Source organism: Curtobacterium sp. PhB115, from assembly GCF_003752025.1.
GTDB lineage: Bacteria > Actinomycetota > Actinomycetes > Actinomycetales > Microbacteriaceae > Curtobacterium.
Window position 1 is genome coordinate 150,040 of sequence record NZ_RJKR01000008.1, and the last position, 20,230, is coordinate 170,269.

Genomic DNA, 20,230 nt, shown 5'->3' on the forward strand with positions numbered 1-20,230 from the left:
GCCGCTAGGGTCTTCGGCATGCCGCGAACCGGTCACGCCACCCCTGTCTGGGCGCTCAAGCTCGCAGTCGTCACGGCCCTGGTCGGAGTCGCCGGGGGCATCGCCGGCATCTCGGTGTGGCTCGCGCTGCAGCTGATCCAGTTCGTCGCCTTCGGGTACGGCTTCGGCGGACACCGCGAGGCGGCCGACGCGTCCTCGGGGTGGAACCGGTTCCTCGCGCTCGCCGCGGCCGGTGTCCTGACCGGGTTCGCCTGGTGGGCGCTCCGGCGCTGGGGACGACCGATCGTGTCCGTCCCGGCGGCCGTCGACGGCAAGCGGATGCCGGCGCTCGCGACCCTGGCGAACGCGGGGATCCAGATCCTGGCGGTCGGCCTCGGCGCCTCCATCGGCAAAGAGGTTGCGCCGCGCGAGGTCGGTGCCTGGCTGTCCCAGCTCGTCACCCGTCGTGCGGGTCTGACCGCCCGCGAGACGAAGATCCTCGTTGCCTGCGGTGCCGCGGCCGGCCTGGCGGCGGTGTACGACGTCCCGCTCGGCGGGGCCCTGTTCGCGGTCGAGGTCCTGCTCGGTGAGATCAGCTTCGCGACCGCGCTGCCGGCCTTCGCGACGAGTGCCGTGGCCGCGCTCGTCGCCCGCCTCGCGATCCCCGACGAGGTCCTGTACCACGTGCCCGCGATGCCGATGTCGCCGTCGCTGCTCGTGTGGGCGGTGGTCGTCGGCCCGGTGCTCGGGCTCGCCGGGGTCGGGTTCATCACGCTCACGAACGGGTTGCAGAAGCAGGCGCCGAAGGGCTGGCACCTGCTCGTGGTGCTGCCGCTCGTGTTCGCGATGGTCGGGCTCATCGCCGTGCCGTTCCCGGAGATCCTCGGCAACGGGCGCGCGCTCGGCCTCGTCGCCATGAACAGCTCACTCGACGACAGTTCGCTCGCCGGGCTCTCGCCCATCGTCCTGCTCCTGCTGCTCGGCGTCATCCGGACGATCACCACCTCGGCGACGATCGGCGCCGGAGCGGTCGGTGGCACCCTGACCCCCTCGATCGCGATCGGTTCGGCGATCGGCGGTGGCCTCGGTGGTGCCTGGCTGCTCCTCTGGCCGGCCGACGGCTCGAGCCTCGCGGCCTTCGCGTTCGTGGGCGCCGCGGCGTTCCTCGCCACCACGATGCGGGCACCGTTCACCGCGCTCGTGCTCGTCGTCGAGTTCACCCAGCAGGGCACCGAAATCCTCATCCCGTCGCTCCTGGCGGTGAGTGGTGCGGTGGCCGTCGGGTACGTGCTCAGCCGTCGCCGCAGTGCGCAGATGGCGTGACGACGCGGCATCGACCGGGCGCGGCGCCGACCGCCCGCAGGGCAGGCCGGACGCTGGGCGGTCCGGACGCGGGGCCACCGGCGGCCTACCATCGGCGGCACGAGGCGGGGCACTCGGCCCCGCGCAACCGTGAGGAGCGCGACGTGGCCGGATTCGACGACATCACCAAGAAGGCCCAGGACTTCCTGAAGGACAACAAGGTCCAGGACGCCCTGAAGAGCGAGCAGGCCGAGGACATCAGCGACAAGGTCCTCGGAGGCGTCGCCGACGCGGTCAAGAAGGCGACCGGCGGCAAGTACGACGACAAGATCGACGGTGCCCGCGACGCTGCGGACAAGAAGATCGGCAACGAGTAGCCCGCACCGACGAACGGCCCGGGCCCCGTCGCGGTCCCGGGCCGTTCCCGCGCGGAGCGGCCGCGCGACGGGGAGCGGCCGGGAGCCGCCGCCCGTACGCGACCGGGACCGGCCGACTGGACGCGACGGGGAACAACGGACACCATGGACGGGTTGCTCCGGACAGCGACACCAGGAGGACGAGACGTGACAGTCGTGGCGACGACGGACCAGCCGCTCACCGAGGCAGAGGTCGAGACGATCAAGCGGGACTTCCCGATCCTCGCGCAGGACGTGAACGGGTACCCGCTGGCGTACCTGGACTCCGGGGCCACGGCCGAGCGTCCGACGCAGGTCCTCGACGCGGAACGCCGCTTCCTCGAGCACGACAACGCCGCCGTCCACCGTGGTGCCCACACGCTGGCCGCGCTGAGCACCGACGCCTACGAGGACGCCCGCGCCACCGTCGCCCGCTTCATCGGCGCAGCGGCCCCGACCGAGGTCGTCTGGACCGCCAACGCCACCGACGCCCTCAACCTCGTCGCCTACGGCATCGCCAACGCCAGCCGTGGTCGCGGCGGCGTCGACGCCGAACGCTTCCGCATCGGACCCGGCGACGAGATCCTGGTGACCGAGGCCGAACACCACGCCAACCTCGTGCCCTGGCAGGAGCTCGCGGCACTCACCGGCGCGACGCTCCGCTGGGTGCCCGTCCGCGACGACGGCACCTGGACCGCCGAGGACGCCGTCGCCCTCATCGGCCCGGCCACCCGCGTCGTCGCCTTCGCCCACGTCAGCAACGTGACCGGCATGGTCGCCCCGGTCTCCGCCGTCGTCGCGGCCGCCCGCGCGAACGGCGCGCTCACGGTCCTCGACGCCTGCCAGTCCGCGCCCCACCGCCCGCTCGACGTGCAGCAGCTCGGCATCGACTTCGCCGCGTTCTCCGGGCACAAGATGCTCGGGCCGAACGGCATCGGCGTGCTCTGGGGCCGCGCCGAGCTCCTCGACGCCCTGCCCCCGTTCCGCACCGGCGGTTCGATGATCACCACCGTGACCATGGAGCACTCCGAGTTCATGCCAGCGCCCGAGCGCTTCGAGGCAGGCACGCAGCCGGTGTCCCAGGCCGTCGCGCTCGCCGAGGCCGTCCGCTACCTCGAACGGATCGGCATGCACCGGGTCCGCGCCCACGAGGAGCACCTCGCCCAGCGGATGCTCGACGGCCTCGCCGCCGTCCCGGGCGTCCGCGTCGTCGGCCCGCCCGCGGGGGTCCCACGCTCCGGTCTGGTGTCGTTCGACGTCGACGGGGTGCACGCCCACGACGTCTCGCAGTACCTCGACGCGCAGGGCATCGCGGTGCGCTCCGGCCACCACTGCGCACAGCCCCTGCACCGTCGGCTCGGCCTGGTCGCCACCAGCCGCGCGAGCACGTACGTCTACACGACCGAGCAGGACGTCGACCGGTTCCTGGCCGCCGTCGGCGAGATCCGCGCGTACTTCGGAGCGACCGACGCATGAACGCCCTGGACGGCCTGTACCAGCAGGTGATCCTCGACCACGCCAAAGCGCGGCACGGCGACGGGGAACTGCCCGACGCGGACGCTTCGCACTTCGAGCGGAACCCCACCTGCGGCGACGAGATCACCGTCAGCCTGCGGCTCGAACCGGGCAGCGACCGCATCGCCGGCCTCGCCTGGCAGGGTGACGGCTGCTCGATCTCGATGGCCTCGGCGTCGGTCCTCACCGACATGGCCGTGGGCCGCACCGTCCCCGAACTCCTCGCGCTCACCGAGGCGTTCCGCACGATGATGCGCTCCCGCGGTGTCGGCGAACCCGACGAGGACGTCCTCGAGGACCTCGTCGCCTTCCAGGGTGTCTCCAAGTTCGTGATGCGCGTCAAGTGCGGCATGCTCGCGTGGGTCGCGGCAGAAGCCGCCGCGCGCGAGGCGACCGCGTCCCGCTGAGCCGGGTGCGGCTCGCGATCGCGACCAGCTGACGGCCTGGAGGCGCGGTGCGAGCCCGCCCCGCGCCTCCCGTCCGCCTGTCGGTCCGGTCATCGTTCCGTCTGGTCGCCGTCGCGTCGCGTCGCGTCGGTCGGCGACACGATCAGGGGCGATCAGGGTCGATCAGGACGGTGATGCCGTGGCGGTGCTCGATGGTGGCGAGCGCGGTGCGCTCCGGGGCGGCGGTGGTCGCGACGGTGGCACCGGTGAGCACCGTCATGCCGACGGTGGCGAGCACGATCGCGGTGGCGACGGTCTTCTGGATGGCGGGCATGGTGTGCTCCTCGACGTCCGGCCACCCCGTCGGCGGCCTCGGACACCCAGTGCAGCGCGTCGGGCGTTTCGCCGGTGTCTCCCGACGCCGCCGCGCGCCCCGTTCAGAGCCGCTCCCGATCACGGTCGTGGTCGCGGTCACGCAACGCTTGAACAGTATGCCTATTCAAGGGACGAGTAGGCGTCCAGGGCGGCGCGACCCGGGCGGCCGTTGGATTCGGGGCGCGGCTGCAGCCGGGACCCGCTCATCCCGGCCGACGGTGTGCTGGAGATCTGACCCGGGCGGGGTCAGCGCGGTGCGATCGGCTGGAAGGGCCGCTCGTCGACCTCGCTGCCGACCGAGATGGTCAGTGCTGAACCAGCCGGGACCTCGCGCCAGAGCCCGGGCAGCGCGGCCAGCGGTTCGGACACCACGACGCGCGCGTTCTCGGGCACGTGCGACAGCCGCCCGATCTCCGGGTACAGCTGCCGGACCGCTGCGACGTCGGAACTGACGAACAAGGAGTTCACCGGCCCGGAGCTCGCGTACCGGACGGCCGTCAGCGAGTGCCCGTCGGTGAGGCCGATCGTCATCTGCAGTGCACCGTCGATCCCCGACTCGCCCGCGACGGACTCGACGAACCCCGTCATGCGTTCGAGGCTGCCGATCGGGTCCTCCTCGAGCCCGAAGGTCAGCGCCAGGTGGAACAGCAGCTCGGAGTCGGTGGACCCGAGGATGCAGGGGAAGAGGTCCTCGCGCACCGCCATGAGGAGCTGCCGCCGGATGGCCGGGAAGTCCTTGACGAAGCCGTTGTGCACGAACAGCCAGTTGCCGTACCGGAAGGGGTGGCTGTTCGTCTCCTGCACGGGTGTGCCCGTCGCGGCGCGCACGTGGGCCAGGAAGAGCCCACTCGACACCTCGGACGCGAGTTCCCGCAGGTTCTCGTCGCCCCAGGCGGGCGCGGCACTCCGGAAGAGGGGCGGGCGCTCGCGGCGTCCGTACCAGCCGAGCCCGGTGCCGTCTCCGTTCGGGACGGGTGCCTCGGGTGAGTGGAACCGGCTCTGCTCGATGAGCGAGCGTTCGGTGTCGTAGAGGAGCTCGCGCGGCTCGATCGGGTCGCCGACGTACCCCAACCACCGGCACATCAGAGGCTCCCGGTGGGTTGGGCGGAGCCGTCGCCGTTCGCGGCACGCTCCGGGATCGTCCCGGGCTCGAGTCTCGGCAGCCGGCTCGACGGCAGGATCGCGAGGGCACTCAGCGCGGCGAGGACGAGGAACCCGATCCGGAGCGTCCGGAGCCGCACGTCGGTGTTGATCCGCACCGCGGCGTCGACCTGGGCCGGGGTGGCGTCGGTCTCGGCGAGTGCGGCCCGCAGGTCGTCGTTGCTCGTGAAGTTGATGTCGTCGAGGTCGACCTGGGACTGCAGCTCCGGGGTGAGCGCGGCTTCTCGTGAGATCGCCTGCGTGACGCCGGTGCTGAGGAGGGTGACGAGGAGCACCCCGACCAGGGCGGTGCCGACCGCCGAGGCGAGGTTCTGCGCGGTGCCGCGCACCGATCCGACATCACCGGCGAGCTGCTTCGGCGACGACGTGACGAGGACGTTGAAGAGCACCGTCACGAGCGCCCCCTGTCCGGCACCGAAGACGATGAGCCCGAGGATCGTCGGCAGGGTCTCCCAGTCGTTCGTCACGACGAAGGCGAGCCAGAGCAGCGCCACCGTGCTCAGGACGAACCCGGAGCAGGCGATCGCCCTGACGCTGAACCGCGCGTAGAACCGGACGACCACGAGCGCGGAGACGAACACGGTGAGGTTGAAGGGCAGCATCGCGAGCGAGGTGTCGAGGGGTGTCCGGCCCTGCACGATCTGGATGTAGAGCGGCACGCTGAAGTTCACCGCTGCCTCGATGGCGACGATGACGAACAGCGCCGTGATCGCGGACCGCTCGCGCGACGACCCGATGACCGACAGGTTGATCAGCGGGACCTTCCCGGTGCGCGCGCGGTGACGGGTCCAGACGAAGAACGCCTGCCCGAGGACGATCCCGACCACCACGACGAGCGGTGCCGGCGACACCCCCGCGACGTCGAACGGGGCGCCCGACGTGGCGCGGAAGAAGCCCCACCCGTTCATGTTGTTGAAACCGAGGGTGATGCCCACGACCGCCAGACCGATGAGGACGGCCCCCACGAGGTCGATCTTCACGCGCGGGTTGCCGGCGTCCGACCGGAGTCGGAAGCTCAGCACGAACACGACGACGGCGAGTGCGATCAGGATCGCGAAGACGGGGCGCCACCCGATGAAGGTCCCGAGCAGGCCGCCGATCACGAACGCGCTCACGCCGGACGCGGCACGTGCCGACCCGAGCGAGCCGACCGCCGTGGCCTGCTGGTCGCCCTCGTAGTTCTCGGCGATCAGTGCGACGAGGCTCGGGACGATGATGGCGGCGGCGGCACCGGCGAGGGCCTGCGCGGTGATCACGACCCCGACGTTGGGGGCGATCGTCATGAGCACCATCGCGAGGATGAAGACCGCGATGACGATCCGGAAGACCCGCACCCAGCCGAACCGTTGGCCGAGTTTCGCGCCGGTCATCACGAGCGCCGCGACCACCAGGCCGTACGTGACGATCCCGGTGCTGACGGTGGTCGGGGGGACCCCGAAGTCCTGCACCATCCCGCCGAGCGACACCGGCAGGGCTGCGACGTTGAACGACATGAGGACCTGCGCCAGGGCGAGTGCGACCATCGGCGCCCACGACGCGCGGTGCGGTGGACCAGCCGCGGGTGCCGTCCCGGTGGTGGACGTGGAGGAGGAGTCGGTCATGGTGTCTCCGAGTGGTGCAGGTCCGACGACGCGAACAGGTTGAGGCCGAGCGTGCGGGACAGCCAGGTGGTGGCGAGCACGCCGCGCACGCTGTTGCCGGCGGTGTCGAGGGGCGGCGAGAACGTGGCGAGTCCGCCCTTGCCCGGAGCGATGGTGAGGATCCCGCCGCTGACCCCGCTCTTGCCGGGCAGCCCGATGTCGTAGAGCCAGGTGCCGGAGCGTTCGTAGAGTCCCGAGGTCGCCATCGCCGCGAGCACGTGCTGGCACACGTCGGCGTCCACGACCCGTCGGCCGGTCACGGGGTTCACGCCCCCGTCGGCGAGGGTGGCGCCCATCACGGCGAGGTCCTCCGTCGTGACGGCGAGGGAACACTGCTTCGTGTAGACGTCGGTCGTGGCGAGCGGGTCGAACGCCAGGCGTCCGTAGCTCTCGAGCAGGCGGGCGATGCTCTGGTTGCGGAGGTTCGTCGAGGCCTCGGACTCGTAGACCGGGATGTCGAGGTGCAGCGGCCGTCCGGCGAACGCGGAGAGCCCGTCCTGCACGGCCTTCCACTTCGCGGCACTGGTCGCCCCCGGCACGAGTGCGGTCGTCGCGAGGGCCCCGGCGTTCACCATCGGGTTCATCGGGCTGCCGTCGTTGAGTTCGATCGCCGTCACCGAGTCGAACGGCAGCCCGGTGTTGTCCACCCCGACGAGTTCGGCCGCGCGCCGGGACCCGAGCTCCTGGCAGACCAGGGCGAACACGAACGCCTTCGAGATCGACTGGATCGAGAACGGCTCCAGGGCGTCGCCGACCGAGTGCCGTCCGCCGGCGGCCTCGGCGACGCTCAGGCCGAACAGCCCCGGGTCGGCGGCGGCCAGCGCGGGGATGTAGTCCGCGACCACGCCGGCCTGCTCGGGGCGGAACCGCCGCAGGGCCTCGTCGAGGAGCTCGTCGATGCGCCGCCCGTCCGGCAGTGCACCGGTCGAGACGAACTGCGCGTCCCCGGCCGCGAACCGCTCCTCTCCGGCCGGCGGCTCAGTCGACGACACCGAGCACGCTCCGCTGCAGCATCACGCACCGCCGTCCGAGGCGGGGCGACGATCGTGGAAGACGATGACGGGGCAGGTGGCGTACTGCACGCACGCCGTGCTGACCGAGCCGAGCAGCATGCCGCGGAACCCGCCTCGGCCGCGGCTCCCGACGACCAGCAGCTCCGCGTGCTCGGCCGCGGCGACGAGCACCTCGGCCGCAGGACCGTGCACCGCACTGACGGCGACCGACCGCGCGCCGTCGACGGACCGGACGGGACCGTCCGCGACGACGGCGAGGGCCTCGCGGCCGATCTCCTCGGCGTCCTGCTCCGGGGACCATCCCGTGTGCGTCGACGGATGACTGCCCCACGACGTCGGCCATCGCCAGGCGACGACGACCTGCACGGTGCTGTCGAGCCGGTCGGCCAGGTCGAGTGTCCATCGGAGCGCCGCGATGGACTCCTCCGATCCGTCGAACCCGACGACGATGCCGGTGGTCGTTTCGTCCATGAGTGGCGTCTCCGTCCTGCCCCGACCGGCTCAGTCCGCCGCTTCGCCGGAGCGTCCGATGCCGATCGCGATCACGATCTGCACGATGCCGAACACGATGAGCACGCCGGCGACCGCGGCGACCGCGAGCGCTGCGCCGAGTGCCGGCAGGTTGATGACGAGGATGCCGCTGAGGATGCTGAGCACCGCGGCCCCGATCGTCAGGGCTCGATGCGCCGGTGTCGGCGCGTAGAGCAACGCGATGCCCTCGACCAGCCAGGCGAAGCCGATGAGCAGTGCCACCCACCGGACACCGATCGGCGGGTGGACGATCGCGACGAACCCGCCGATCACCACGAGGATCCCGAGCACGATCAGCCCGATGCGTCGCCCGGTGCCCGTCCCGCGCACGAAGGCCCGGCCGACCATCGACATGCCGGACACGAGCAGGTAGACGCCGAACACCCACGCCACGGCGAAGAGCGTGGCGTGCGGCAGCACGAGGGCGGCCACCCCGGCCAGGACGGCGACCACGCCCACGATGAGCAGCGGTGTCCGGAGGCGCCGCCCCACGTCGGAGGCGCGCTCGGTCTCGTTGTCCAGCGCCATGCCCGTCCGCCCTTCCCTGAGAGGATCTGGAACTCGTTGCGCTTTCTGGCTCAGGCGTACACCTCGAACCATGCTCATGTCCAGCACCCATGCGGACGCATCAGCCGTCGCGGAGTGCTCCGACCATGCTCCGCAGGATCCGGCGGGCCTCCACCTGCTGGTCCTCGGACAGGCCGCCGAGCATCCGCTGCTCGACGGAGCGGACCGCTGCGCTCGCCCGGGCGAGGCTCCGTCGACCGCTCGCGGTGAGCTGCGTCGGCAGCACCTTGCCGACCGGCGCCTCGGTCGCACGCGTCACGAACCCGTCGCGCTCGAGGGCCTGCAGCAGGACGTTCATCGACTGCCGGGTGACGAAGGTCCCGCGCGCCAGCTCGGAGTTGGACAGACCGGGGCGCTGCGCGAGGAGTTCCAGGCACGAGTAGTGCGTCATGGTCATCCCGAGGGGTCGCAGCACCGCTTCCATCGCGGCACGGAGGGCGCTCGAGGCCTCCTTCAGCAGGTAGCCGAGCGAGGTCTCCAGGTCGATGCCGTCGCCGTCTTGACTCATGTCAGTAGTCTGACATAGATTGCTCGGTGTCAGAAGACTGACACGCATCGAAGGAGCACCACATGCCCGTCACCGGCCCCGACTTCATCTCCCTGCAGGCTCGCGACCTCGCCGCGTCCCAGGCGTTCTACGAGCAGTACCTCGGCCTCGTCCGCTCGCAGGCCGGCCCGCCGCACGCCGTCGTCTTCGAGACCACCCCGATCACGTTCGCCCTGCGGGACGTCGTACCGGGCACGGACCTGGACTCCGTGTCGCAGCCCGGCATCGGTGCAGCGATCTGGCTGCACGCCACCGACGTGCAGGCGATCCACGACGCGCTCCTCGACGACGGACACACGATCGTGGCTGCCCCGATCGACGGCCCGTTCGGTCGCACGTTCACGTTCGCCGACCCCGACGGCTACCAGGTCACGCTCCACGACCGCGCCTGAGCCGCACCGTCGTCACCCACGCGGCCCGTCACGCTTCGTCACGGGACGTGCCGGGCGCGGGCACCCCACGTAGCGTCGCGGAGCGTGACCACGAGCAGCGAGCCCCGGCAGATCCGCTTCAACGCGTTCGACATGAACTGCGTCGCGCACCAGTCCTCCGGGCTGTGGCGGCACCCGCGCGACCGGTCGCGGAGCTACCGCGACCTGAGCTACTGGACGGACCTGGCGAAGACGCTCGAGGGCGGTGCGTTCGACGGCATCTTCATCGCCGACGTCCTCGGCACCTACGACGTGTACGGCGGATCGGACGAGGCAGCGCTCCGCACCGGTTCGCAGGTCCCCGTGAACGACCCGATCCTGCTCGTGTCCGCGATGGCGTCGGTCACCGAGCACCTCGGCTTCGGCATCACCGCGGGCACCGCCTACGAGCACCCGTACCCGTTCGCGCGCCGCGTCTCGACGCTCGACCACCTGACGAAGGGCCGCGTCGGCTGGAACGTCGTCACCGGCTACCTGCCGAGTGCGGCGCGGAACATGGGCCAGACCGACCAGCTGTCCCACGACGACCGGTACGACGTGGCCGACGAGTACCTCGAGGTCCTCTACAAGCTGTGGGAGGGCTCGTGGGAGGACGACGCCGTCGTCGAGGACCGCGCGTCCGGCGTCTTCACCGACCCGGCGAAGGTGCACCCGATCGAGCACCACGGCAAGCACTTCGACGTGCCGGGCATCCACCTGTCCGAGCCGTCGGTGCAGCGCACGCCCGTCATCTACCAGGCGGGTGCGTCACCGCGCGGCATCCGCTTCGCAGCGGAGAACGCCGAGGCGGTCTTCGTGGGTGCACCGACGCTCGAGCAGCTCGCGTCGACCGTCGCGAAGGTCCGTGACGCCCTGGAGGCAGCTGGTCGCGACCGGTACGCCGCTCGCGTCTACACACTGCTCACCGTGATCACGGACGCCACCGACGAGCTGGCGCAGGCGAAGTACGAGGACTACCTGTCCTACGCGTCCGAGCTCGGCGCGCTCGTGCTCAACTCCGGCTGGATGGGCGTCGACCTGTCGCAGTGGGACCTCGACGAGCCGCTCGGTGACGTCGAGTCGAACGCGATCCAGTCGGCGGCGGCGAACATCTCAGCCGCGACGGGGGAGGACGGTTCGGCGTGGACCATCCGCGACCTGGCCCGGCACACGGCGATCGGCGGCCTCGGTCCGGTGGCGGTCGGTGGGGGAGCGACCATCGCCGACCGGCTGCAGGAGATCCAGGAACGGACCGACGTCGACGGGTTCAACCTGGCGTACGCAGTGACCCCGGGCACCTGGGAGGACGTCATCGAGTTCGTGGTCCCCGAACTCCGTGCCCGTGGTGCGTACCCGTCGGCGTACACGCCGGGGTCGCTGCGCCAGAAGTTGCACGGCCGGGGCGACCGCCTGCCCGACGAGCACCGCGGCGCCTCGTACCGGATCGGCAGCGACGCGGTCGTAGGCTGATCGGGTGATCGAGTCGTCCGTGGTCGTGCGCCCTGCCGCCCCGGACGGGTCCGAGGCCGAGCCCTGCATCGACCTGTGGGCGGCGGCCGTCGCGGCGCGGGACGGCGTCGACGAGGACCCGGCGGTCCGAGCGCGCGCACGGACCAAGTTCGCCGCGCCGCACGTGGCGTGGCTCGTGGTGCCGGCCGACGACGGATCGATCGACGGGTTCGTGCTCGTCACCGCGCCGGGTTCTGGCCGACCGTCGGACCCCGCCGATGCCGCGTACCTGTCGATGCTCGCGGTGCGACCGGGGGTCGAGGCCCGTGGTGTCGGCCGGTCCCTGCTCGCCGAGGCCGTGCACGACGCGCGTGCCGCCGGACACGGGCGGGTGGTGCTGCACGTGCTCGGGGACAACGCCCGCGCGGTGCGGCTGTACGAGGCCGGCGGGTTCGTGCCGACGGGTGACGAGTTCGCGCACGCCCTGAGCGGGGTGCGGACGCGGGTGTACGTCACGGCCTGACGAGCCGGAGGGTGACGGGGCGGTCCGGAACGAGCGTTTCAGGACCGGGGTCGTGACACACGACCGTTACACGAGGGAAACGGTGGGGGCGAAGTGGCTCCCTAGCTTCGTGGACAAGCAAGCACCGCCCCGCTTCCCACTCCCTCGGAGGACGCATTGGCTCTCGAAACCGCGACACCCGTCGCAGCGCCCCACGCCCCCACCGCCGCCGCACCCGCAGGTGCCGGCGTCGTCAAGCCCGGGTACGACCCGGCGCTCACGAACGAGGACCTCGCCCCGCTGCGCAAGCAGAGCTGGACGAGCTACAACTTCTTCGCGTTCTGGATGTCCGACGTGCACTCGGTCGGCGGCTACGTCACGGCCGGGTCGCTCTTCGCCCTCGGCATCGCGAGCTGGCAGGTGCTCATCGCCCTGGTGGTCGGCATCCTCATCGTGCAGGTCTTCGCGAACCTCGTCGCCAAGCCGTCGCAGCGCACCGGCGTGCCGTACCCGGTGATCAACCGTGCCGTCTTCGGGGTCCTCGGCGCGAACGTCCCGGCGATCATCCGTGGCCTCATCGCGATGGCCTGGTACGGCGTGCAGACCTTCCTGGCGGCGCAGTCGCTCAACATCATCTTCCTGAAGTTCATCCCCGCCAGCGCGGGCCTGCTCGACCACTCGTTCCTCGGACTGTCGGCGCTCGGCTGGATCTCCTACGCGATCCTCTGGGTGGCGCAGGGCGCGCTGTTCTGGATGGGGATGGAGGCGATCAAGAAGTTCATCGACTGGGCGGGTCCGGCGGTGTACGTGGTGATGATCGCGCTCGCGATCTACCTCGTCAGCCAGGCCGGCATCGGGAACATCTCGTTCACCCTGTCGGCGGGGGAGCCCCTGTCCTTCGGGGCCTCGATCCCGGTCATGCTCTCCGCGATCGCCCTGGTCGTGAGCTACTTCTCCGGTCCGATGCTCAACTTCGGTGACTTCTCCCGCTACGGCAAGTCGTTCCAGGCGGTGAAGCGCGGCAACTTCTGGGGCCTGCCGATCAACTTCCTGTTCTTCTCCGTGCTCACGGTGCTCTGCGCCAGCGCGACGGTGCCGGTGTTCGGCAAGCTCATCACCGACCCGATCGAGACGGTGCAGGCGATCGGCGCTCCGTTCGCGATCCTGCTCGGCGGTCTGACCTTCGTCACGGCGACCGTCGGCATCAACATCGTCGCGAACTTCATCAGCCCCGCGTTCGACTTCTCGAACGTCGCGCCGCGGAAGATCTCGTGGCGGGCGGGCGGCATGATCGCCGCGGTCGGCTCCGTGCTCCTCACCCCGTGGAACTGGTACGGCAACGACCAGGCGATCCTGTACACGCTCGGCGTGCTCGGGGCGCTCATCGGCCCGCTGTTCGGCATCCTGATCGCCGGCTACTACATCGTCGGGAAGCAGCGCGTCGCCATCGACGACATGTACTCGAAGAGCCCCACGGCCCGCTACTGGTACCGCGGCGGCTTCAACCCGAACGCGATCTGGACCCTCGTGGTCACGGGTGCGATCTCGGTCGCGAGCGCCGTCCTGCCGCCGGCCCTCGGTGTGCTGCCCTGGCTGAGCAGCTACAGCTGGTTCATCGGCTGCGGCCTCGGGCTCGTGGTCTTCTGGGCCCTCGAGCGGGCACGGCCGAGCATGCCGGTGCTCGACGCGGCCGACCCCACGGTGAACGACGGCGCCGCCGTCGGACGAGCCTGAGACGCACACGCGACACCCGCGCCACCCGCACCACCGGAAGGACCCCGATGCGCATCCGCGTCGTCAACCCGAACACCACCGCGTCGATGACGCGCTCGATCGGCATCGCCGCAGCCGCGGTCGCCGGACCGGGGACGGTGGTCGAAGCGGTCAACCCCACGATGGGCCCCGCCTCGATCGAGAGCCACTACGAAGAGGCACTCGCCGTCCCCGGTCTCCTCGAGCAGATCGCGCTCGGGGAACGTGACGGCGTGGACGCGTACGTCGTCGCCTGCTTCGGGGACCCGGGCCTCGACGCCGCGCGGGAGCTCGCCACCGGACCCGTCATCGGGATCGCGGAGGCGGGCTTCCACGCGGCCGCGATGCTCGGACGGCGCTTCGGCGTCGTCACCACGCTGGCCCGGACCACCGGTCGGGCGCACGAGCTCGCCGAACGGTACGGCTTCGCACCCCTCGTCACCGAGGTCCGGGCGTGCGAGGTCGCGGTGCTCGAACTCGACGACCCCGCCTCGGGCGCGCGGCAGCTCGTGACCGACGAGTGCCGTGCGGTCATCGCCGGCGGAGCCGACGCCGTCGTGCTCGGCTGCGCCGGGATGGCGGACTTCTGCGCCGAGGTGTCCCGGGCGATCGGTGCGCCGGTCGTCGACGGCGTCGCCGCGGCGACGGTGCTCGCCGAGTCCCTCGTGCGGCTCGGGCTGACGACGGGCAAGCACGGCGAGTACGCCACCCCGCCGGCCAAGCCGATGTCGGGACTGCTGGCGGGGTTCGAACGCCACCCCGCTGTCGTCGCGACGGTCGGGGCGGGCGCGTGACGGGCCTCCCGGGCAGTGCCCCGGCCGATCTCGTGTTCCGCGCCCAGCGCGCCTGGGTGGACGGCGCCTTCCGACCGGCCGCGATCGTCGTGGTCGACGGTCGGATCACCGACGTCCTGCCCGTCGACGCGACCGTCGACGCCGTCGACGAGCGGACCGTGCCGGACGGGCAGGTCCTGCTGCCGGGCCTGGTCGACACGCACGTGCACGTCAACGAACCCGGCCGCACCGAGTGGGAGGGGTTCGCCTCCGCCACCCGGGCCGCCGCCCTCGGCGGGGTCACGACCATCATCGACATGCCGCTCAACTCGATCCCCGCGACGACCACGGTCGACGCGCTCGCCGTGAAGCGCGCGAGCGCCGAGGGACGGGTCGCCGTCGACGTCGGCTTCTGGGGCGGTGCCGTGCCGGACAACGCCGGTTCGCGTGGCGAGCTGCACGACGCCGGCGTCTTCGGCTTCAAGTGCTTCACGGCACCGTCCGGCGTCGACGAGTTCCCGCACCTCGACGGCTCGCAGTTGCGCGAGGCGATCGAGGAGGTCGCCAGCCTCGACGCCCTGCTCATCGTGCACGCCGAGGACCCCGAGTACCTGGTCGGCCACGACGCGCTCGGCGGGCGGTACGAGGACTTCCTCGTCACCCGCCCGGTCGAGGCCGAACGGTCCGCGATCGCCCAGGTCATCGATGGTGCACGAGCCACCGGCGCACGCGTGCACATCCTGCACCTGTCCGACGCCGGAGCGATCCCGATGATCCGTGCCGCGAAGGACGACGGCGTCCGGATCACCGTCGAGACGTGCCCGCACTACCTGTCGTTCGAGGCCGGCACGATCCCGGACGGTGCGACGGAGTACAAGTGCTGCCCGCCGATCCGCGACGACGACAACCGCGACGCGCTCTGGGCCGGGGTCCTCGACGGCACGATCGACATGGTCGTCTCGGACCACTCGCCCTCCACCGCCGACCTCAAGGTCGACGACTGGGGGCTCGCGTGGGGCGGGATCGCCGGGCTGCAGGTCGGGTTCCGCGCGGTCTGGACCGAGGCGGTCCGGCGCGGGGTGGCGCTCGATCGCATCCTGCCGGCCTTCACGACCGGACCGGCGGCGCTCGCCGGCTTCACCGACCGCGGCGTGCTCGCGCCGGGCGCGCTGGCGCACTTCGCCGTCTTCGACCCGTCCGCCACGGCGGTCATCGACGTGGCCGGCCTCGCGCACCGCAACCCGGTCTCCGCGTTCGCCGGCCTGGAGGCCCGTGGCGGCGTCACCGAGACCTGGTTGCGCGGGCGGTCGGTCGCCTCTGCGGAGGACGGCGTGACGTCGGTCTCCGGGCAGCTGGTGACGCGGCCCGTGCTCGCGTCGGCGACGGCGTCGGCGTCTGCGTCTGCTCCTGCGTCTGCGTCTGCGTCCGCGACGGAAACACGTCTGTAACGATCGTTCCGGTACGCTCGTCACCGGAACGGAAGGATCAACCATGCACCCCGTGAACCCACCCGCCCGTCTCCTCATGGGACCGGGGCCGATCACCGCCGACCCGCGCGTGCTCCGTGCCCTCTCGACCCCGCTCGTCGGGCAGTACGACCCGTGGATGACGACCACGATGAACCAGACGCAGGACCTCTACCGCCGGGTGTTCGGCACGACGAACGACGCGACCGTGCTCGTCGACGGCACCTCCCGCGCCGGCATCGAGGCCGCGCTCGTCTCGCTCCTCGCCCCCGGGGACCGCGTGCTCGTCCCGGTCTTCGGGCGGTTCGGACACCTCCTCGCCGAGATCGCCGGACGCGCCGGTGCCGAGGTCCACACCATCGAGACCACGTGGGGGCAGGTCTTCACGCCGTCCGCGATCGAGGACGCGATCGTCCGCGTCCGGCCGAAGCTCCTCGCCATCGTGCAGGGCGACACCTCGACCACGATGAACCAGCCCCTCGACGAGCTCGGGGCGATCTGCCAGCGGCACGGCGTGCTGTTCTACACCGACGCCACCGCGACCGTCGGCGGCAACCCGCTCGAGGTCGACGCGTGGGGGATCGACGCCGTCAGCGCCGGACTGCAGAAGTGCCTCGGCGGCCCCTCCGGCAGCGCACCGCTGTCGGTCTCGCCGCGCGCGGTCGCCGTGCTCGACCAGCGGCGGAGCGTCGAGGCGGGCATCCGCGAGCCGGGCGACGAGGTCGCGGACGAGCCGATCCGGTCGAACTACCTCGACCTCGCGATGATCCTCGACTACTGGGGTCCCCGCCGACTGAACCACCACACCGAGGCCGCGTCGATGCTCTACGCCGCCAACGAGTGCGCCCGCATCCTGCTCGAGGAAGGGCGCGACCAGGTCGTCGCGCGACACGAGCTCGCCGGCCGCGCGATGCTCCAGGGGGTGCAGGCGCTCGGGCTCGGGGTCTTCGGCGACACCGCGCACAAGATGCACAACGTCGTCGCGGTCGAGATCCCGTCCGACGTCGTCGGCGACCAGGTCCGGGCATCGATGCTCGACGACCACGGCATCGAGATCGGGACCTCGTTCGGGCCGCTGCACGGCAAGGTCTGGCGCATCGGGACGATGGGCTACAACGCCCGGAAGGACACCGTCGTCACGACGCTCGCCGCGCTCGAACACGCGCTCCGTCGTGCCGGGCACGCGGTGCCGCACGGTGGTGGGGTCGACGCCGCCCTGGACACCTACCGTGACAGCGCCGTCTCCGGTTCGCCGGTCGAGGCCCTGGCATGAGCGCGGCCCCCGTCGTGACCGCGTCCGCCCTCGCCACGGCCGACGCCGACCTCGTCGCGCGCTGGTGCGATGAGCTGGCGCTGGTGACCGAGGAGCCCGGCCGGATCACCCGCGTGTACCTGTCGCCCGAGCACGCCCGCGTCAACACGATCGTTGCCGGGTGGATGCAGGACGCAGGCCTCACCACCTGGCAGGACGCCGCCGGCAACCTGCACGGCCGGGTCGACGGTGCGACGCCCGACGCCCCCGTGCTGCTGCTGGGCTCGCACCTCGACACCGTGGTGGACGCCGGACGGTACGACGGCATCGTCGGGGTGCTCATGGCGATCCGCACAGCGGCCCGGCTCACCGCCGACGGCCCGCTGCCCGTCGCGCTCGAGGTCATCGCGTTCTCCGACGAAGAAGGCACCAGGTTCGGCAAGGCCCTGCTCGGGTCGTCCGCCGTCGCCGGGGTCTGGGACGACACCTGGTGGGACCTCGAGGACTGCGACGGCACCACGCTGCGGCAGGCGTTCACGACGTTCGGGCTCGATCCCGGAAGCGTCGGGGACGCAGCCGTCGACCCCGCGCAGCTCGTCGGCTACCTCGAGGCGCACATCGAGCAGGGCCCGTACCTCGAGCAGGCCGGGCAGGCGCTCGGCGTCGTCACGAGCATCGCCAGCGCACGGCGGTTCAGCGTCGAGGCGGTCGGTGAGGCCCGGCACGCCGGCGGCACCCCCTACGAGCGACGGCACGACGCACTGCTCGCCGCGGCCGAGGCGGCGCTCGCCGTCGAACGGATCTGCCGGGCGTCCCACCACGTCGGGACCGTCGGCACCATGACCGTCGAGCCCGGAGCCGTCAACGTCGTGCCCGGCCTCGCACGGTTCTCCGTGGACCTGCGCGGCGAGTTCGACGACGGCCGCGACGCGGTGTGGGACGAGCTCACGAAGGCGTTCTCCCTGATCGGCGAAGGACGCGGGGTCAGCGTCACGCCCACCGAGGTGCACCGGGCACCGGCGGTCTTCTGCGCGCCGCGCCTGATGGACGCCGTCCGCGCAGGCATCGAGTCGACCGGGGAGACCGCACCGATGGAACTCTTCTCGCGAGCCGGGCACGACGCCATGTCGCTCGGGCTCGTCACCGACGTCGGGATGCTGTTCCTGCGCAACCCGGACGGCATCAGCCACCACCCCGACGAGTTCGTGTCGACGCCGGACATCGCCCTCGGACTCGACGCACTCGCCGTGGCGGTCGAACGGGTGGCCCGGGCATGAGCACCGCCGGCCCCGACGTCCGCGCGCGGATCGACTCCGTGTGGGAGCAGCTCTCGCCTGCCGAGCGACGCGTCGCCGCGATGGTGCGGCACGACCCGGAGCTGCTGCTCGTCGGGACCTCCGCCGAGCTCGCCGCCGAGTCCGGCACCTCGAAGGCCACGGTCTCGCGGCTCGTCCGGTCCCTGGGGTTCCAGGACGCCGCCGAGGTCCGGCAGAACCTGATGTCGGCGCGCGGCACCGGGCTGCCCTGGGTCGCCGAGGACGCCGCCCACGTCGACCAGCGCGCGGTCGAGGCGCGGAACCTCGACGCGGCCTTCGCGTCCCTGGCCCGAGCCGATCGTCCACGGCTCGCCCGGCGGATCGTCCGTGCCCGCCGCGTCCTGGTGTTCGGGGAACGAGGCGCCTACCCCGTCGCACTGCAGCTCCGCGCCCAGCTCGCACAGGTCCGCTCCGACGTGCGGGTCGGCCCGGCACCGGGGCAGCGGCTCGGTGAAGAGGTCGCGGACCTCGACCGCCGGGACCTCGTCGTGCTGGTGACGGTTCGCCGCCACACCGCCGGGGTCGACCGGATCGTGCGGCACTGCGTCTCGACCGGCGCCGACGTCGTCGTGCTCGGCGACCCGACCGCCGCGGTCATCGCCGCACCGGCACAGACCGCCGTGCTCTGCCCTGTGGACTCCCCGTCGGCGTTCGACTCGATGGCGGCGCTGTTCGCGGTCGTCGCGGCCATCGCGAACGACGTGTACGAGGCGTCGGGTCCCGCCGGTCGGACGAGGGTCGACGCCGTGGCCAGTGCCTACGACGCGTTGGGAGAGCTCGCGGCGCCCTGACCGCCCTCGCGGCGCTCGTCGCGGAGTTCGCCGCGGCGCTCGTCGCGGAGTTCGGCGGCGAGGGAGGCGTTGCGGTCGGCGATGAGCCGCGGCAGGTAGCGCGCGAGCGCCAACCGCTCCGCCACCAGGCCCAGCGGGCCGAGCGGAGCGCGGAAGGTGATCTCGTCGACCATCCGTGTGCCGCGCGCCGACGGCTCGAAGCGATGGACGTGGTGGAAGCGGGCGAACGGTCCACGCACCTGTTCGTCGACGAACCGGTGCGGGGCCTCCAGTGCGGTGATCCGACTCGTCATCCGCCAGACGATCCCGAAGTGGCGGGCGCGCCAGGTGACCGTCGCGCCGAGGCCGATGGTGCCGGACGTCGTGCCGGCCACGGCACGCTCGCTGGTGGCGGCCATCGACCGCTCGTGCGCGCCGATGTCGAGCGACAGCGCGAACGCGCGCTCCGGCGGGGCGTCGAGCTCGGTGACGACGCGGAACGACACCGTCACGACGTCGGCCAGACCGTCGGGACGGAGCGGTCGTCGTCGCGGAGGGCCGCCGCGATCAGCTGGTCGTGGCGCGCGCCGCGGTGGGACACCCCGGAGCGGAGTCGGCCCTCGTACCGGAGCGCCAGCCGCTGGGCGATCGCGGCGGACGGGGTGTTCGTCGCGATCGCACGCCACTGCACCCGGACGAACCCGAGCCCGTCGGGCCCCGGGGAGAACGCCCAGTCGAGGACCCGTCGCGCCGCCTCGGTCACGAACCCGCGGCCACGACCGTCGGGGTGCACGGCGTACCCGATCTCCGCGGCGCCGTCGGTGAACCCGAAGAGCCCGACCGTGCCGAGCAGCCGGGGATCGTCGGCACGCCGGATCCCGAACTCGTAGCGGGTGTCGTTCGCCCAGCCGGTCCGCACCACCTCGGTGATCCAGTGCCGAGCCTCGGCGTGGCCGTACGGCACCGGCACCGGGGTGTACGCGATCACGTCCGGGTCGTTCGCGTAGGCGACCACGTCCTCGGCATCGGACGGCTCGGGGACGGAGAGCACGAGGCGCTCGGTCCGGAGGGTGACGGGGTCCATCCGCCGAGCCTAGCGACGCCGATCCGAGCGACGCGAGGGCGGGCG

Annotated in this window: 22 protein-coding genes; 13 read left to right on the forward strand and 9 right to left on the reverse strand. The window is 71.9% G+C overall.

Annotated elements, in window-relative coordinates:
* Positions 1-18 precede the first annotated feature (18 nt).
* From EDF19_RS12195 to sufU, 4 genes are all read left to right on the forward strand, one after another.
* The gene (locus tag EDF19_RS12195) at positions 19-1,302 is read left to right on the forward strand and encodes a chloride channel protein (protein WP_123681151.1); all 1,284 of its coding nucleotides are present in this window, start codon (positions 19-21) and stop codon (positions 1,300-1,302) included.
* A gap of 143 nt (positions 1,303-1,445) precedes the next feature.
* On the forward strand, positions 1,446-1,658 hold the full coding sequence (locus EDF19_RS12200) for an antitoxin (RefSeq protein ID WP_123681152.1): 213 nt from the start codon (positions 1,446-1,448) through the stop codon (positions 1,656-1,658).
* Positions 1,659-1,802: 144 nt separating this feature from the next.
* On the forward strand, positions 1,803-3,152 hold the full coding sequence (locus EDF19_RS12205; protein WP_123681153.1) for a SufS family cysteine desulfurase: 1,350 nt from the start codon (positions 1,803-1,805) through the stop codon (positions 3,150-3,152).
* A complete protein-coding gene (gene sufU / locus EDF19_RS12210; protein WP_123681154.1) occupies positions 3,149-3,598 on the forward strand; it encodes a Fe-S cluster assembly sulfur transfer protein SufU in 450 nt (149 codons plus the stop codon). The genes EDF19_RS12205 and sufU overlap by 4 nt, the downstream gene beginning before the upstream one ends.
* Positions 3,599-3,740: 142 nt before the next feature.
* On the opposite strand, the gene EDF19_RS19160 is transcribed toward sufU, so the two are convergent.
* The 7 genes from EDF19_RS19160 to EDF19_RS12240 all read right to left on the reverse strand — a co-directional run bounded on the left by EDF19_RS19160 (position 3,741) and on the right by EDF19_RS12240 (position 9,372).
* Positions 3,741-3,911 (reverse strand): hypothetical protein, encoded by a 171-nt coding sequence (locus EDF19_RS19160; protein ID WP_185022814.1) that lies wholly within the window; start codon positions 3,909-3,911, stop codon positions 3,741-3,743.
* Positions 3,912-4,198: 287 nt separating this feature from the next.
* Complete coding sequence (locus EDF19_RS12215; protein WP_123681155.1) at positions 4,199-5,035, reverse strand: class II glutamine amidotransferase; 837 nt, start codon at positions 5,033-5,035, stop codon at positions 4,199-4,201.
* Entirely contained in the window at positions 5,035-6,714 is a 1,680-nt protein-coding gene (locus EDF19_RS12220; protein ID WP_260217140.1) for an MFS transporter, read from the reverse strand. The genes EDF19_RS12215 and EDF19_RS12220 overlap by 1 nt, the downstream gene beginning before the upstream one ends.
* Positions 6,711-7,745, reverse strand: a complete 1,035-nt coding sequence (glsA, locus tag EDF19_RS12225) for a glutaminase A (RefSeq protein WP_123681156.1) — start codon at positions 7,743-7,745, stop codon at positions 6,711-6,713. Before glsA ends, EDF19_RS12220 begins: the two co-directional genes overlap by 4 nt.
* A 21-nt stretch (positions 7,746-7,766) precedes the next feature.
* Positions 7,767-8,237, reverse strand: a complete 471-nt coding sequence (locus EDF19_RS12230; protein ID WP_123681157.1) for a universal stress protein — start codon at positions 8,235-8,237, stop codon at positions 7,767-7,769.
* Positions 8,238-8,267: 30 nt separating this feature from the next.
* Positions 8,268-8,825 (reverse strand): HdeD family acid-resistance protein, encoded by a 558-nt coding sequence (locus EDF19_RS12235; RefSeq protein WP_185022815.1) that lies wholly within the window; start codon positions 8,823-8,825, stop codon positions 8,268-8,270.
* Between the two features lie 100 nt (positions 8,826-8,925).
* On the reverse strand, positions 8,926-9,372 hold the full coding sequence (locus EDF19_RS12240; protein WP_123681159.1) for a MarR family winged helix-turn-helix transcriptional regulator: 447 nt from the start codon (positions 9,370-9,372) through the stop codon (positions 8,926-8,928).
* Positions 9,373-9,434: 62 nt separating this feature from the next.
* On the opposite strand from EDF19_RS12240, the gene EDF19_RS12245 reads away from it, so the two are divergent.
* The 9 genes from EDF19_RS12245 (at position 9,435) to EDF19_RS12285 (ending at position 19,122) form a co-directional block, all read left to right on the forward strand.
* Positions 9,435-9,803, forward strand: a complete 369-nt coding sequence (locus EDF19_RS12245) for a VOC family protein (protein ID WP_123681160.1) — start codon at positions 9,435-9,437, stop codon at positions 9,801-9,803.
* An 84-nt stretch (positions 9,804-9,887) separates the two neighbouring features.
* Positions 9,888-11,291 carry an LLM class flavin-dependent oxidoreductase gene (locus EDF19_RS12250; protein ID WP_221180661.1) on the forward strand — a complete coding sequence of 468 codons (1,404 nt, stop codon included), beginning with the start codon at positions 9,888-9,890 and terminating at the stop codon, positions 11,289-11,291.
* A gap of 4 nt (positions 11,292-11,295) precedes the next feature.
* On the forward strand, positions 11,296-11,793 hold the full coding sequence (locus tag EDF19_RS12255) for a GNAT family N-acetyltransferase (RefSeq protein ID WP_221180662.1): 498 nt from the start codon (positions 11,296-11,298) through the stop codon (positions 11,791-11,793).
* A gap of 156 nt (positions 11,794-11,949) precedes the next feature.
* Positions 11,950-13,506 carry an NCS1 family nucleobase:cation symporter-1 gene (locus EDF19_RS12260; RefSeq protein WP_123681161.1) on the forward strand — a complete coding sequence of 519 codons (1,557 nt, stop codon included), beginning with the start codon at positions 11,950-11,952 and terminating at the stop codon, positions 13,504-13,506.
* Positions 13,507-13,553: 47 nt separating this feature from the next.
* Positions 13,554-14,318, forward strand: coding sequence for an aspartate/glutamate racemase family protein (locus tag EDF19_RS12265; protein WP_123681162.1), 765 nt, complete (start codon positions 13,554-13,556; stop codon positions 14,316-14,318).
* A complete protein-coding gene (gene allB / locus EDF19_RS12270) occupies positions 14,315-15,745 on the forward strand; it encodes an allantoinase AllB (RefSeq protein WP_123681163.1) in 1,431 nt (476 codons plus the stop codon). Before EDF19_RS12265 ends, allB begins: the two co-directional genes overlap by 4 nt.
* 43 nt (positions 15,746-15,788) lie before the next feature.
* A complete protein-coding gene (locus tag EDF19_RS12275) occupies positions 15,789-17,036 on the forward strand; it encodes an alanine--glyoxylate aminotransferase family protein (protein ID WP_123681164.1) in 1,248 nt (415 codons plus the stop codon).
* Positions 17,033-18,292 (forward strand): allantoate amidohydrolase, encoded by a 1,260-nt coding sequence (locus tag EDF19_RS12280; RefSeq protein WP_123681165.1) that lies wholly within the window; start codon positions 17,033-17,035, stop codon positions 18,290-18,292. The genes EDF19_RS12275 and EDF19_RS12280 overlap by 4 nt, the downstream gene beginning before the upstream one ends.
* A complete protein-coding gene (locus tag EDF19_RS12285; protein WP_123681166.1) occupies positions 18,289-19,122 on the forward strand; it encodes a MurR/RpiR family transcriptional regulator in 834 nt (277 codons plus the stop codon). Before EDF19_RS12280 ends, EDF19_RS12285 begins: the two co-directional genes overlap by 4 nt.
* Here the strand turns inward: EDF19_RS12285 and EDF19_RS12290 are convergent.
* Together EDF19_RS12290 and EDF19_RS12295 are read right to left on the reverse strand one after the other, a co-directional pair.
* Entirely contained in the window at positions 19,089-19,613 is a 525-nt protein-coding gene (locus EDF19_RS12290) for an SRPBCC family protein (RefSeq protein WP_123681167.1), read from the reverse strand. The two genes, EDF19_RS12285 and EDF19_RS12290, sit on opposite strands and share 34 nt — an antisense overlap.
* A complete protein-coding gene (locus tag EDF19_RS12295; RefSeq protein ID WP_123681168.1) occupies positions 19,610-20,185 on the reverse strand; it encodes a GNAT family N-acetyltransferase in 576 nt (191 codons plus the stop codon). The genes EDF19_RS12290 and EDF19_RS12295 overlap by 4 nt, the downstream gene beginning before the upstream one ends.
* Positions 20,186-20,230: the final 45 nt, after the last annotated feature.

What these genes read in the sequence shown, in the direction of transcription:
- EDF19_RS12295 (WP_123681168.1), bottom strand. Translation starts at nt 20,185, where the DNA reads ATGGACCCCGTCACCCTCCGGACCGAGCGCCTCGTGCTCTCCGTCCCC.
- EDF19_RS12230 (WP_123681157.1), bottom strand. Translation starts at nt 8,237, where the DNA reads ATGGACGAAACGACCACCGGCATCGTCGTCGGGTTCGACGGATCGGAG.
- sufU (WP_123681154.1), top strand. Translation starts at nt 3,149, where the DNA reads ATGAACGCCCTGGACGGCCTGTACCAGCAGGTGATCCTCGACCACGCC.
- EDF19_RS12275 (WP_123681164.1), top strand. Translation starts at nt 15,789, where the DNA reads ATGCACCCCGTGAACCCACCCGCCCGTCTCCTCATGGGACCGGGGCCG.
- EDF19_RS12215 (WP_123681155.1), bottom strand. Translation starts at nt 5,035, where the DNA reads ATGTGCCGGTGGTTGGGGTACGTCGGCGACCCGATCGAGCCGCGCGAG.
- EDF19_RS12245 (WP_123681160.1), top strand. Translation starts at nt 9,435, where the DNA reads ATGCCCGTCACCGGCCCCGACTTCATCTCCCTGCAGGCTCGCGACCTC.
- EDF19_RS12240 (WP_123681159.1), bottom strand. Translation starts at nt 9,372, where the DNA reads ATGAGTCAAGACGGCGACGGCATCGACCTGGAGACCTCGCTCGGCTAC.
- EDF19_RS12220 (WP_260217140.1), bottom strand. Translation starts at nt 6,714, where the DNA reads ATGACCGACTCCTCCTCCACGTCCACCACCGGGACGGCACCCGCGGCT.
- EDF19_RS12280 (WP_123681165.1), top strand. Translation starts at nt 17,033, where the DNA reads ATGAGCGCGGCCCCCGTCGTGACCGCGTCCGCCCTCGCCACGGCCGAC.
- EDF19_RS12285 (WP_123681166.1), top strand. Translation starts at nt 18,289, where the DNA reads ATGAGCACCGCCGGCCCCGACGTCCGCGCGCGGATCGACTCCGTGTGG.
- EDF19_RS12205 (WP_123681153.1), top strand. Translation starts at nt 1,803, where the DNA reads ATGGACGGGTTGCTCCGGACAGCGACACCAGGAGGACGAGACGTGACA.
- EDF19_RS12195 (WP_123681151.1), top strand. Translation starts at nt 19, where the DNA reads ATGCCGCGAACCGGTCACGCCACCCCTGTCTGGGCGCTCAAGCTCGCA.
- EDF19_RS12265 (WP_123681162.1), top strand. Translation starts at nt 13,554, where the DNA reads ATGCGCATCCGCGTCGTCAACCCGAACACCACCGCGTCGATGACGCGC.
- EDF19_RS19160 (WP_185022814.1), bottom strand. Translation starts at nt 3,911, where the DNA reads ATGCCCGCCATCCAGAAGACCGTCGCCACCGCGATCGTGCTCGCCACC.
- EDF19_RS12235 (WP_185022815.1), bottom strand. Translation starts at nt 8,825, where the DNA reads ATGGCGCTGGACAACGAGACCGAGCGCGCCTCCGACGTGGGGCGGCGC.